The organism is Pseudomonas iranensis (genome assembly GCF_014268585.2).
GTDB lineage: Bacteria > Pseudomonadota > Gammaproteobacteria > Pseudomonadales > Pseudomonadaceae > Aquipseudomonas > Aquipseudomonas iranensis.
Genome location: NZ_CP077092.1, coordinates 3,359,580 through 3,372,120 on the forward strand (window position 1 = coordinate 3,359,580; position 12,541 = coordinate 3,372,120).

Consider the following 12,541-nt stretch of genomic DNA (forward strand, 5'->3'; position numbering starts at 1 on the left):
TTTATTGAGAGCCCGCTCATGAACCCGTCCTTTACTCCCTGGTTACGTCACCCCACGGTGTTGCGCATCGTCTCGCCGCTGCTGCTCGGCGCGGTATTGCTGGGTCTGTGGCAATTGGCATGTGTGGCCTGGAAGGTGCCGGTGTATCTGGTGCCCTCCCCGGTCGATATCGGCCGTACCCTGATCAGCGATGGCCCGATGCTGTTCGGTGCATTGTGGATGACCTTGAAGATCACTTTTTTCTCCTTTGCCCTGGCGGTGCTTATCGGCACCCTGGCGGCCTTTGTGTTTGTGCAGAGCCGTGTACTGGAAGCCAGCCTGTTTCCCTACGCCATCCTGTTGCAGGTGACGCCGGTGGTGGCCGTGGCACCGCTGATCATCATCTGGTGCAGCAACACCACGCTGGCGTTGATTATTTGCGCAACCCTGGTGGCGATTTTCCCGATCATCGCCAACACCGTACTCGGCTTGCGCAGCGTCAACCCCGGCCTGCTCAATCTGTTCCGCCTGAACCGCGCCAGCCGCTGGCAGGTGCTGTTGCGCCTGCGCATTCCCAGCGCCCTGCCGTGTTTTTTTGCCGGGCTGCGCATTGCCGGCGGGCTGGCGTTGATCGGCGCGGTGGTGGCGGAGTTCGTTGCCGGCACCGGGGGCACCGGTGCAGGGCTGGCGTATCAGATCCTCCAGGCTGGCTTTCAACTGAATATTCCAAGGCTGTTCGCTGCCCTGCTGCTGATCGCCTTGACCGGTGTCGCGTTATTCAGCCTGATGGCCTTGCTGGCCCGGTTGAGCCTGCGCAACTGGCATGAAAGCGAACTCGGCTGACCCTTTGAATCCGCCGCAGATGCGGCGTATGGAGCCTGACATGAAGATTCAAAACAGCTGGCTGGTACGTAACGCCAGCGCCATTCTCACCGGTTTGTCCGGTGCAGCGGCGCGCCACGCCGGGCCTGATATCCGTATCGTCGACGGCCGCATCAGCGCCATCGGCGCCCTGCAACCCCAGCCCGGCGAGCGAGTGCTGGATGCCACCGATTGCGTGGTCTACCCGGCGTGGGTCAATACCCACCATCACCTGTTTCAGTCGCTGCTCAAAGGCATTCCCGCAGGTATCGACCAGAGTCTGGGAGCCTGGCTGGGTGCCGTGCCCTATCGCTATCGCGGCGCGTTTGACGAGCACAGCTTTCGCCTCGCCGCGCGCATTGGCCTGGTCGAATTGGCACGATCCGGCTGCGCCACCGTCGCAGACCATCATTACCTGTACTTGCCGGGCATGGACTTTGACAGTGCCGAGGTGCTGTTCGAGGAAGCCGAACGGCTGGGGCTGCGGTTTGTCCTCTGCCGTGGCGGCGCCACGCAAGCACGACAAGCCGGAGGCCAGTCCGTGGCCGGGCCGGAGACCCTGGAGCAATACCTGGACGACGTCGAGCGTCTGGTGCGGCGCTACCACGACCCGGCCGCCGATGCCTGGCGGCGGGTGGTGATGGCGCCCACCAGCCCGCCCTACTCCATGCCTGCCGAACACCTGCGCGAAACCGCCCGGGTCGCCCGGCGACTGGGCATTCGCCTGCACAGCCATCTGAGCGAAACCGTCGAATATCAAAATGAGGTGCAGCAACGCCACGGCATGTCGCCAGTGGCGTTCTGTGCCGAGTACGAGTGGCTGGGGCCGGACGTGTGGTTCGCGCATTTGGTGAAACTCGACGCCGAGGAAATCCGCATGCTCGGGGCCAGCAGTACGGGCATTGCCCATTGCCCGCAAAGCAATGGCCGCCTGGGCAGTGGCATTGCCGATGTGGTGGCCATGGAGGCTGCGGGAATGCCGGTGTCGATTGGCGTGGATGGCGCCGCTTCCAACGAGGCCTGCGACATGATCAGCGAAACCCACGCCGCCTGGCTGATGCAACGGGCCAGACTTGGCGAACGGGCCCGCCCGCGTTATGCCGGCGGTGACGAGGAAGGCGGTGCCAGCGCGGCCACGGTGGAAGACGTGGTGCGCTGGGGTACGTCTGGCGGGGCTCGGGTGCTGGGGCTGGACGCCGTGGGCAGCGTGCAAGTGGGCATGGCGGCCGACCTGGCGATCTACCGCCTGGACCAGCCGCGATACTTCGGCCTGCATGACCCGGCGATCGGGCCGGTGGTGGGCGGAGGACGCCCGACCTTGCGCGCCTTGCTGGTCGGTGGCCGGTTGACCGTACACGACGACCAGTTGCCTGACTTCGACCTGGCCGAACTCGGCGCCCAGGCTCGGGACGCGGTGCGGCGGTTGCAGCAGGCCACAGGCGTACGCTCATGAGCTGATCTCCCCGGCACGTGCTGCCGTGCCAATACTCGGCCGCATCAAATGTCTGGTAGACGGAAAAATAAGGCAGTAATCGACTTGGGACTGTCATCAGACAGTTTTAGGGTTCCGGAGAAGAAAGCAGAGGACGGCGTATGACAAGGCGCTGCTACAACAATTGCTCGCGTAGAAAATCGATGAACGCCATTGTCCGCGCTGAACGTCGTCGCTGCGACCACCCCCACATGCAGATCCTCATTCATTTCGTATTTTCATCATCCTGTGGGTATCGCATATAGAGACTCAGAGCCATAGAACGCTGATAGCCTGAATCGCTGTTATTATTCCCGCACTACAGGTAAATGGCGGCTTTATTCGGTATATGAACACGAATCGTGAGCAGTTTCCGTTGCCGGAAGATTTAAAGGTCTTCCTGACTGTTATCCGAAAAAACGGCTTCGCGAATGCCGCTGAAGAGTTGGGTTATTCACCTGCCTACATAAGCAAACGCATTTCCGTACTTGAGTCGACTCTAGCCACAAAGCTGCTGCACCGCACAACAAGACGTATTGCGCTGACCGACGACGGCGAACGAGCCCGGCAATGGGCAGAAAAACTGCTGGGAGACCTCCAGGAATTTCTTGGTGAAATATCCGAAGCGCGGCATCAACCTACAGGGTCGCTGCATATTTGCAGCAGCTTCGGTTTTGGACGTAACCACGTAGCACCAGCGATTTGCAAACTATCGCAGACCTACCCGAAACTCGATATCCGTCTGGACGTGTTTGACCGTGTAGTCGATATCGTCGGCGAAGGGTTTGACCTTGAGATACGTGTCGGGGATGACCTGCCTGGTCAGCACCTGGGGCGAAAACTTGTAAGCAATCGACGAGTGCTGTGTGCAACTACGGGGTATCTGGAGCGGCGAGGCATGCCTCACTCATTAGATGACCTGACCGCCCATGATTGCTTGGTACTGAAAGAGCGAAATAACGCATTCGGCGTCTGGAACCTGACAAAGGACGGACACGAAGAGTCGGTGCGCGTAAGCGGCCCTTTGTCCTCCAACAACGGTGAGATTGTTCTGGAGTGGGCGTTGAGCGGTGGAGGGATCTTGTTGCGGTCGATGTGGGACGTTAAACCGATGCTGGAACAAGGACGACTGGTGCAAGTACTTCACGAATACACTCAAAGTGCGAACGTATGGGCTGTGTACCCCACCCGACTTAGTGAGTCGGCGAAATTGAGGGTTTGTGTCGAGTTTCTCGAAGAGTATTTTCGCCATCTATCGGTTGAGTGATGCCCTGGCGGTAGATCCCAGCATGCGATCTACCGTCGACACTGTTTCCATCTGGTTCACAACCAGGGATTCTCCGACAGATACCGGGTTTCAAAGCTGCGAATCTGTTCGGTACGCTGAAGCGTGGTGCCAATGGCATCCAGACCGAGTAACAGCGACTGCTTACGCAATTGATCAATCTCAAAGTGAATAACTGCACCGTCAGCTAATTCGATCGTTTGCTCTGGCAGATTCACGTTGATCTTCGCTGTTGCTGCGTTGCTGATAACGCCTGCAATTTGTTTCAGCTGCGCTTCGGACACCTGGATGGCCAGCACGCCATTTCGCTGGCAGTTATCATAAAAAATACCGGCGAAGCTTGTGCCAATGAGTGCTCTGATACCGACTTGCTTCAAGCCCCAGACGGCATGCTCGCGGCTTGATCCACAACCAAAGTTTGGCCCGACCACCAGAAAAGCGGCATCGTTCCAGGCGGGCTGATTGAGAATGAACTCTGGATTGGGTTCGCCGGACTCAAGAAATCGCAGATCGAAGAACAGGCCTTGGTCCAGCCCCTTGCGATCGATCCCCTTGAGGAACTGCTTGGGCATGATGACGTCGGTGTCGATGTTGGAAGCCAAAAACGGTGCTGCACTGCCGATTACCGTGGTGAAAGGTTGCATGTTCACGCCTCCAGAGCGAAAGATCGAACGTCAGTCAAATGCCCGGTAATCGCCGCCGCAGCGACCATCGCCGGGCTCATCAGATGGGTGCGCGCACCGGCGCCCTGCCGGCCTTCAAAGTTGCGATTGGTACTGGATGCACACCGGTCACCGGGTGCGAGCACGTCATCATTCATGGCCAGGCACATCGAGCAGCCTGATTGCCGCCACTCAAAACCCGCATCCAGGAAAATCTGCGCGAGCCCCTCCTCTTCCGCCTGGCTACGCACCAAGGTCGATCCCGGGACGATCATTGCTCGCACATGGGCAGCGACTCGTTTACCGCGCACCACTCGTGCAACATCACGCAAGTCTTCAATCCTGGCATTGGTGCAGGAACCAATGAACGCATGGCTGATCATCACGTCGCTGAGCGGCATTCCGGGTACCAGGCCCATGTAGTCCAAGGCTCGTTGCATCCCCTGACGCAATATGAGGTCTGTCTGACTGGCGGGATCTGGTACACGACTTCCAACCGGCGCCGCCTGATCAGGGCTCGTCCCCCAGGTGACCATGGGTTCCAGCGCACCAACATCGAGAGTGACTTCACAATCAAACAGAGCACCTTCGTCGCTATGCAGTCCTCTCCATTTCGCGACTGCTTGCTCCCACATCTCGCCTTGAGGTGCGCGGGGCCTGGATTGCAGGTAGGCAAAGACTTTTTCGTCCGGTGCCATGAAGGCGCCTCTCGCACCAGCTTCTACAGCCATGTTGCAGATGGTCATCCTGGCTTCAACGCTGAGGTCTTTGATCGTCGGCCCCGCGAACTCAATTGCGTAACCTGTGGCGCCCGAAGCTCCGATCTTTTCGATCAGAGCCATGATGATGTCCTTGGAGGTGACGCCGGTTGCAAGTAAACCGTTCACCGTTACACGCATGGTCTTCAAGCGTTTGTAGACCAGCGTCTGTGATGCCAGCAAGTGTTCTATTTCGGAGGTGCCGATGCCGAAACCAAACGCGCCCAATGCACCATAGGTCGTGGTATGACTGTCACCGGCTGCGACGATCATGCCAGGCAGTATGAAGCCTTGCTCGGGCGCTACGACGTGCTCAATACCCTGACGTTTATCGAGAATATCGAACAGTTCAATTCCGAAGTCTCGGCAGTTTTCTTCGAAGTAAGAGACCTGCTGTGCGCCACCTGCATCTGGCATTGTGGCAATACGAATTGGAGCAGTCGGGTTAACGTGATCTACCACCGCCAAAGTCGCGCTCGGGCGCCAAACCTGGCGACCTGCTTCACGCATACCGCTAAACGCCTGTGGACTCGTGTATTCATTGGCGACTTGGCGGTCAATGTATAAAAGGACATGGCCCTGATCATCGAGAGCACAAACAGTGTGGCTGTCGATGTGTTTCTGGTAGAGCGTTCTTGGCTTATTCATTGAATGGGCTCTTTCGGTCTAAGCATGAATATGGGTGCGGTATGTCAACAGCTTATTTTTGCCGCTGATTCTGTATCAATAGCGATAAGGTGAAGGCGTTGCGCACGATGCGTGAATAATCGCCAGTGCTTTTGTAGGACATTCATTTGTGGGAGTCATATCTTGAGCAGAACAACGCCAAGACACTGTGTTGCGATTCAAGGCGGCGTAGTACTGGCGCCATGAGCCAACAGAATGGAATCTGTGCCGGGGGCAGCCTATTCGGGGGAAAGCTTGGCAGCCGCTGCGGCTGCTCGTGAATGACGGCCGCGCTTGAGGGCGATCGGTGCCATCTTGCTGCGATCCAGTTCACCCTCCCAAGCCGCCACTACAAGGGCTGCGACGGCATTCCCGATGATATTGGTTGGGGATCGGCATTCCGCCATAAAACGGTCGACCCCGAGGATCAACACCATCGCCGCCACAGGTACGGTAGGCACTACCGCCAGGCTCGCGGCCAGCGCGACGAAACCCGCACCGACCACTGCGCCCGCACCCTTGGAGGTGAGCATGGCCACCGCCAGCAAAGTCAGTTGTTGCTCAAGACTCAAATCGATGTTGGTCGCCTGAGCCAGGAACAACACAGCCAGGGTCATGTAGATATTGGTCCCGTCCAGGTTGAAGGTGTAGCCGGTCGGAACAACGATCCCCACTACACCTTTGGACGCACCAAGGCTTTCAAGTTTTTGAATCAGTTGCGGCAGCGCTGATTCTGAAGAGCTGGTGCCAAGCACAATGAGCAGTTCGGCCTTGATGTACGCCAACAGTTTGAAAATATTGAAGCCGGCGTAGTGGGCAATGCTGCCAAGTACGCAAGTAATGAAAATGAATGCCGTGAGATAGAAGGTTCCGATCAATTTCAGCAGCGGCAGCAACGAGCCGAGGCCGTATTTTCCGATGGTGAATGCAATCGCGCCAAACGCTCCGACAGGTGCCACGCGGCTGATGATGCCAACAATGCGGAAGAATACTTCGCTGGCCTGGTTGATCACGCTTACCAGTGGGCGACCCTTTTCACCGACCATCACCAGCGCAATGCCGAACAGCACCGAAACGAATAGCACGGGCAGAATCTCACCCTTGGAGAACGCATCAAAAAACGTCGATGGAATCACGTGCAGCAAAAAACCGGTAATGCCTTCGCCGTGCTCCGCCTGGCCGACAAAACCGGCAATCGCCGAGGAGTCGAGCGTCTTGACGTCGATGTTGAAGCCCGCCCCCGGGTGCAACAGATGGGCCGCCATCAATCCAATGACCAGAGCAACGCTCGAAACAATTTCGAAATACAGCAATGCCTTGCCGCCCACCCGCCCGACTTGCTTCACGTCGTGCATACTCGTGATTCCCGAGACCACCGTGCAGAAGATGATCGGGCCGATAATCATCTTGATCAACTTGATGAATCCGTCACCCAATGGCTTGAAGTCGACGCCAATCTGGGGCCAGTAGTGGCCGACCACGATGCCCATGGCGATTGCTATGACGACCTGCACATAGAGCGTTCCCAGCAGTTTTCTGATTGTCATTGTTATTATCTCCAGGCGTGTTTCGGGCATGACTATTGCGCGCAGGCCAATGATGTCCTGCGGCGCAAGGCTGGTTCATATCAGTGAAAGGCGGTTGTCAACGCAGGAAAGCCATTGCCTCGGCGAGCAATACCTCTGGGACTTCTTCAGCAAGGTAATGGCCGGCGGGCAACGCCTTGCCACGAACATCTGTGGCGACCTGCTGCCATTCCTTGAGCGGTTCGAAGCAACGACCGACCGTGCCTTCGGCGCCCCATAAAACCAGCAATGGAAGACTCAGGTGACGACCGGATTGGATGTCGGCACGGTCATGCTCAAGATCTATGCTGGCGCTGGCGCGGTAGTCCTCGCAGATACCCCGGGCGGCGCCCGGAAGTTTCAGGCAGCGCAGGTATTCGCCGAAGGCTTCGTGAGTAAACGGTTTCAGCCCCGCACTACGACTGCCCATCACACTGCGCAGATAGGCTCCGGGGTCGGCTTCGATCAGGGTTTCCGGCAATGGCGCCGGGCGGATCAGGAAAAACCAGTGCCAGTACGCGCGGGCAAATGCTTCGTTGGTTTGGGCGTACATCGACAAGGTTGGCGCGATGTCGAGCAGCACCATGCGTTGCACTGCAGCGGGATGATCCAACGCCAGGCGATGGGCAACGCGGGCGCCACGGTCGTGGGCCAGCAGAGAAAAGCGTTCGAAGCCCAGGGAATTCATCAGCTCGACACCGTCCTTGGCCATTTCGCGTTTGGAGTAGTTGGTGTGGTCGTCGTTGGCTACAGGCTTACCGCTATCACCATAACCGCGCAGGTCGGCGGCAATCACCGTGAAATGCTCGGCCAGTTGTTCGGCGACCTTGTGCCAAATGACATGGGTCTGAGGGTGACCGTGCAGCAACAGCAGGCCCGGCCCGCTCCCGCCAATGCGATAGGCAATGTCCACACCGTTGACATGACGCTGGTCTTTGAGGAATCCGGCAAACATGAGGTGACTCCTTGTTGTAGTTGCCTACATCCTGAAATCGTTGGCGCTAAAGTGAAAGTCGCAAAGCGTGGTGCAATTATTCATGAAGCGTGTTCAAAGGACGCTCGATCCATCCCTTCGCGAACAGACTGCAGTCTTTAAAGAATATCTGACGTCCCTTTTTAACAAGCCCCACTTAGGCGGGGCTTATTGCATTAATTGCTTCATGCGACGTATTTGCTTGACGCCCATCGCCTGAGTAGAATGCGATTCATTATCAATCATGTATGTCCCGGGATGCCGATGCGTAGCGACGAAACACTAGGTACTGCAGATCCAGGGCTGCTCTATCGCACCCACTTCTCGTGGTTACAGGGCTGGCTGATTCGGCGCATCGGCTGTCGCGACAACGCCGCAGATCTGGCGCAGGACACTTTCGTCCGTGTGCTCAAACACCGCCATCAGTCCGGCGCCCTGCGCGAGCCACGCGCCTATTTGAGCAGCATTGCCCGCGGTCTGATGATTGATCAGTATCGTCGTCGCGAACTCGAACGTGCCTACCTGGAAAGCATCACCTTGCTGCCGCAACACGAGGTTCCATCGGAAGAAAGCCGGCTGATGATTCTCGATGCGCTCGAGCGCATAGACCGTTTGCTCGACTCGCTTAAACCAAGAGTACGCCAGGCGTTTTTATTTGCCCGACTCGACGGTCTGACCTGCGCGCAAATCGCCGAAAAGCTCGGAGTCTCCCGCGCGACGGTGGAGCGCGACCTGGCCACGGCCCTGCAACACTGCTATCGCTTGCGTTATGTCGAGGCCTGAGCCCGAGGCGCTGGATCCGGCCATTGTCGAGCAGGCAATCCAATGGCTGGTGCGCCTTCGCTTCAATCAAGCCGATGAACAGACACAGCGCACGTTCGAGCACTGGCTGCAGCAGCGCCCGGAGCATGCGTTGGCGTGGCAGCGTGTGGAAACGCTTGGCGATGAATTCGAAGGCGTGCCAGCTCAACTGGCTCGACAAACCCTTAACGTCGCCCAGCATGGAATGCGCCGGCGGGAAAGCCTGAAGCTACTGGGCGTATTGGCGACTGTTGGCACGGCAGCCTGGCTCGGCCGCGACTACACCCCCCTGCCCTCCATGCTTGCACAGCAGCGCAGCAGCACCGGCGAGCAACGACGGTTCCAACTCGATGATGGCAGCCTTATCCAGCTCAATAGCGATAGCGCCGTCGACAGCGATTTCGACGCCCAGCGGCGCCTGATCATCCTGCGCCGTGGTGAAATCATCGTGAATGTCGGTGCGGATCAACACTCGCCGCAAGCGCGACCGTTGTGGGTGCAATCACGCGACGGAATGATGCGAGCCCACAGCTCGCGCTTTCTGGTCCGCGAGCGTGACGACGGCACGCTGGTCGCGGCTCAGGAGGGATCAGTCACGGTTTTCCCCGGCTCCAGCCACACGCCTGCGAGCCGCAACGTCCTGGCAGGAAACCAACTGCTGTTCACCTCAAGTGACGCCCGAACGTTCGGGGACAACGGCCTTGATCCATGGGGTTGGGGTGACGGTGTGATCAGTGCGAACCATATGCGCCTTGGTGACTTCATCGCAGAGTTGTCGCGTTATCGACCAGGAGTCTTGCGCTGCGCCGAAGAGGTCGCTGATCGTCGCGTTTCCGGCACTTTCCAGCTCGCCGACAACGATCGGGTCCTGGCATTGATCGCACAGTCACTGCGCCTGCACATTGATTACCGAACCCGTTACTGGGTCACGGTGAGCGCTGCCACCTGACTCCACCCGAATATTTTTTTGCTACCTGAAAAACAATGAGGTGGTTTCTCATTCTCGTTCGACCTGTAAGGAAGGCCGGAATACAGGCCAGTCTGCCGATGTCCTTTCTTGGAGCGAGAAAATGAGTTCGTCCCCGGTTTCACAGCGCCATCCATTAAGTCGTGCCATGCACGGTGCGATCCTGGGTTTGATCGTGAGCAGCTACGCATTGCCATCGCTGGCGCAAACCTCGGGCGCTGATCACAGCAATCAAGTCAAACAGTGGAATATCGCCCCCGGGCCACTGGCGCCAGCGCTTGACCGCTTTGCGCGCGAGGCTGGCATCAGCCTTTCCTTCGACGCCTCGAGTGTGGCGAACCGCACCACGGCTGGCGTGAATGGCTCGCTCGATACATCGGCAGCGCTGTCATCCCTGCTCCAGGGCAGCGAATTGCAGATCGAACAGCAAGGCCCGAATGCTTACCTGCTGACCCCTCAAGCAAAAACCGCCGGCCCGCTGGAACTCGACGCAACGGCCGTCGAGGATTACCGCCTCGCCCCGCTCATCATCAATGCCAAGGTCCGGGTCAGTGCCGACGACGACGCCAACTCGGTGGTTGCCAAGGAACTCTGGGTGGGCGGCAAGGTCGCCACCAGCATTCTTAATACACCGGCATCGGTGTCGGTGGTGACCAACAAGGAAATGCAGCAACGCAGCGTCAGCACCACGGAAGAAGCGCTGCAATACACGCCGGGCGTGGTCAGCGACTTTTATGGTACGGATGACCGCAACGACTATTTCCAGATCCGCGGCTTCCAGGCCACCACCTACCGTGACGGCTTGACCCTCAGCTCGATGCGCGGCGTACGCGAAGACCCATTCGCCTATGAGCGCATCGAGATTCTGCGTGGCGCCAACTCCACCCTGTTTGGCCCTGCGGACCCGGGCGGTTCGGTAAATTTCGTGACCAAACAGCCGCGCTTCGAAAAGTTTGGCCAAGGCTATGTCACCTACGGTTCGTTTGACCATGTCGAGACAGGCATCGATGTCGGCGATGCGCTGAACGACGAGAAAACCTTGGCCGGCCGCTTTACTGCCAAAGGCCAGAACAGCGATCGCGAGTACGATCATTCGCAGGACGACAACCAGTTGTTTATGGGTGGCCTGACCTGGGCACCGACGGATTACACGTCGGCTACGATGATTCTGGATTACCTGAAAACCGAGAGTTCGCCCAACAGCGGCGGCTATCCACTGGATCGGGAATACGACCGCAGCAAGTTCTATGGCGAGCCCAGCTACAACTTCCACGATGTCGAGCGCACCAGCCTCAGCGGTAACGTCACCCATGATTTCGACAATGGTTTCGTGCTACGCAGCAATCTGCGTTACAGCAAGTTGACCGATGATTTCGGCTACGTGTACCTCAGCGACAGCGCCGCACGTGTCGGTACCACCGTCGATCGATACCTGTTTGGAACGGACACTGAAGCCGACCAGTTCAACGGCAATCTGATGCTGCAATACGATGCCCGCTTCGAGAACATCGACAGCAGCAGCCTGGTGGGCGTGGAGTACCTCGATTCGACCACCAAGGAAAGCTCGGTCTACGCCCTGACGACCCCGATCGATATTGCCAACCCGGTGTTTACTGGCGTTCCACGCTCAATCGCGCCGTATGCCGTCAACAAGCGAGACGCGACCACCAAGGCCGTCTTCCTTCAGCAGAACCTGTCGTTCTACGAGCGTTTCATCGTCACCGGGGGCGTGCGCAACGACTCGATGGACCTGACCAGCAAAGGCTTGCAATCCACTGAGAAAGACACCTTCTCCGAAACCTCCTACCGAGGTGCGTTGACCTATATCGTCAACGATGAGGTGTCCACCTACGTGAGCATGGTCGAATCCGTCTCGCCGCCGCAGGTTGGCGTAACACCGCAGACAGGCAGGCAGTACGAAGTGGGCGTGAAGTATGCACCGATGGGGATGGACGCACTGTTCTCCGCCGCCGTGTATGACCTGACCCAGGAAAACGTCACCATCGCCGTGGTGCTGCCGAGCGGCATCATCGAGCAGCAAACAGTTGGCGAATCGCGCGCTCGTGGCCTCGACCTGGAGGCCAAGGCGCAGGTAACGCAGAACCTCAGCCTGATCGGTGGTTATTCCTACATGGAGTCAGAAGTACTGCGCGGTTCGTTGTACGATGGCAGCTCGCTGAAGGGTAACGAATTCGCCACGGCACCCAAGCATTCCGCCTCGCTCTGGAGTTACTACGACGTACCCGCCACTGATGTCAGCGTGGGCCTGGGTGCACGCTACGTCGGCGCTTATTACTTCGATGCAGCCAACTCCGGCAAAAGCGATGGCACCACGCTGTTCGACGCCGCCTTCAACTACAAGATCGCCAAGGGCACCGACCTGGCGGTGAACGTCAGCAACCTGCTGGACGAGCAGCACGTGGTCGGCTCCGGCACCGCGAACTTCTACAACCCGGGCCGCGAGATTACCGCCAAGCTGAGCTACAACTGGTAATTAGGCGGGCAGCCTATTTTCTCGTAAAGGAAACGGTGCCCGCTTTATCGCGGGCACCT

General features: G+C 58.2%; 10 protein-coding genes. 6 read left to right on the forward strand and 4 right to left on the reverse strand.

Annotated features, from left to right (window positions below; translation table 11 throughout):
- Positions 1-18: 18 nt before the first annotated feature.
- The 3 genes from HU724_RS15035 to HU724_RS15045 all read left to right on the forward strand — a co-directional run bounded on the left by HU724_RS15035 (position 19) and on the right by HU724_RS15045 (position 3,578).
- The gene (locus HU724_RS15035; protein ID WP_186569650.1) at positions 19-822 is read left to right on the forward strand and encodes an ABC transporter permease; all 804 of its coding nucleotides are present in this window, start codon (positions 19-21) and stop codon (positions 820-822) included.
- 40 nt (positions 823-862) lie between these two features.
- Complete coding sequence (locus HU724_RS15040; RefSeq protein ID WP_186569649.1) at positions 863-2,293, forward strand: amidohydrolase family protein; 1,431 nt, start codon at positions 863-865, stop codon at positions 2,291-2,293.
- A gap of 367 nt (positions 2,294-2,660) precedes the next feature.
- Positions 2,661-3,578 (forward strand): LysR substrate-binding domain-containing protein, encoded by a 918-nt coding sequence (locus tag HU724_RS15045; protein WP_186569648.1) that lies wholly within the window; start codon positions 2,661-2,663, stop codon positions 3,576-3,578.
- Between the two features lie 56 nt (positions 3,579-3,634).
- Here the strand turns inward: HU724_RS15045 and leuD are convergent, their stop codons facing one another.
- The 4 genes from leuD to HU724_RS15065 form a co-directional block, all read right to left on the reverse strand.
- Positions 3,635-4,240: a 3-isopropylmalate dehydratase small subunit gene (gene leuD, locus HU724_RS15050; protein ID WP_186569647.1), complete on the reverse strand. Its 606-nt coding sequence runs from the start codon at positions 4,238-4,240 to the stop codon at positions 3,635-3,637.
- Between the two features lie 2 nt (positions 4,241-4,242).
- A complete protein-coding gene (gene leuC, locus HU724_RS15055; RefSeq protein ID WP_186569646.1) occupies positions 4,243-5,664 on the reverse strand; it encodes a 3-isopropylmalate dehydratase large subunit in 1,422 nt (473 codons plus the stop codon).
- Positions 5,665-5,921: 257 nt separating this feature from the next.
- On the reverse strand, positions 5,922-7,229 hold the full coding sequence (gene dctA / locus HU724_RS15060; RefSeq protein ID WP_217847172.1) for a C4-dicarboxylate transporter DctA: 1,308 nt from the start codon (positions 7,227-7,229) through the stop codon (positions 5,922-5,924).
- A gap of 97 nt (positions 7,230-7,326) precedes the next feature.
- A complete protein-coding gene (locus tag HU724_RS15065; RefSeq protein ID WP_186569601.1) occupies positions 7,327-8,202 on the reverse strand; it encodes an alpha/beta fold hydrolase in 876 nt (291 codons plus the stop codon).
- Positions 8,203-8,484: 282 nt separating this feature from the next.
- Between HU724_RS15065 and HU724_RS15070 the strand changes: the two genes are divergently transcribed.
- The 3 genes from HU724_RS15070 (at position 8,485) to HU724_RS15080 (ending at position 12,482) form a co-directional block, all read left to right on the forward strand.
- Positions 8,485-9,003, forward strand: coding sequence for a sigma-70 family RNA polymerase sigma factor (locus HU724_RS15070; protein ID WP_051600722.1), 519 nt, complete (start codon positions 8,485-8,487; stop codon positions 9,001-9,003).
- Positions 8,990-9,970 carry a FecR domain-containing protein gene (locus HU724_RS15075; protein ID WP_186569602.1) on the forward strand — a complete coding sequence of 327 codons (981 nt, stop codon included), beginning with the start codon at positions 8,990-8,992 and terminating at the stop codon, positions 9,968-9,970. The genes HU724_RS15070 and HU724_RS15075 overlap by 14 nt, the downstream gene beginning before the upstream one ends.
- Before the next feature lie 121 nt (positions 9,971-10,091).
- Positions 10,092-12,482, forward strand: coding sequence for a TonB-dependent siderophore receptor (locus HU724_RS15080; protein WP_186569603.1), 2,391 nt, complete (start codon positions 10,092-10,094; stop codon positions 12,480-12,482).
- Positions 12,483-12,541: the final 59 nt, after the last annotated feature.

Excerpts from the sequence above, each read along its gene's own strand:
- HU724_RS15035 (WP_186569650.1), top strand. The coding sequence starts at position 19 with ATGAACCCGTCCTTTACTCCCTGGTTACGTCACCCCACGGTGTTGCGC.
- HU724_RS15040 (WP_186569649.1), top strand. The coding sequence starts at position 863 with ATGAAGATTCAAAACAGCTGGCTGGTACGTAACGCCAGCGCCATTCTC.
- HU724_RS15045 (WP_186569648.1), top strand. The coding sequence starts at position 2,661 with ATGAACACGAATCGTGAGCAGTTTCCGTTGCCGGAAGATTTAAAGGTC.
- leuD (WP_186569647.1), bottom strand. The coding sequence starts at position 4,240 with ATGCAACCTTTCACCACGGTAATCGGCAGTGCAGCACCGTTTTTGGCT.
- leuC (WP_186569646.1), bottom strand. The coding sequence starts at position 5,664 with ATGAATAAGCCAAGAACGCTCTACCAGAAACACATCGACAGCCACACT.
- dctA (WP_217847172.1), bottom strand. The coding sequence starts at position 7,229 with ATGACAATCAGAAAACTGCTGGGAACGCTCTATGTGCAGGTCGTCATA.
- HU724_RS15065 (WP_186569601.1), bottom strand. The coding sequence starts at position 8,202 with ATGTTTGCCGGATTCCTCAAAGACCAGCGTCATGTCAACGGTGTGGAC.
- HU724_RS15070 (WP_051600722.1), top strand. The coding sequence starts at position 8,485 with ATGCGTAGCGACGAAACACTAGGTACTGCAGATCCAGGGCTGCTCTAT.
- HU724_RS15075 (WP_186569602.1), top strand. The coding sequence starts at position 8,990 with ATGTCGAGGCCTGAGCCCGAGGCGCTGGATCCGGCCATTGTCGAGCAG.
- HU724_RS15080 (WP_186569603.1), top strand. The coding sequence starts at position 10,092 with ATGAGTTCGTCCCCGGTTTCACAGCGCCATCCATTAAGTCGTGCCATG.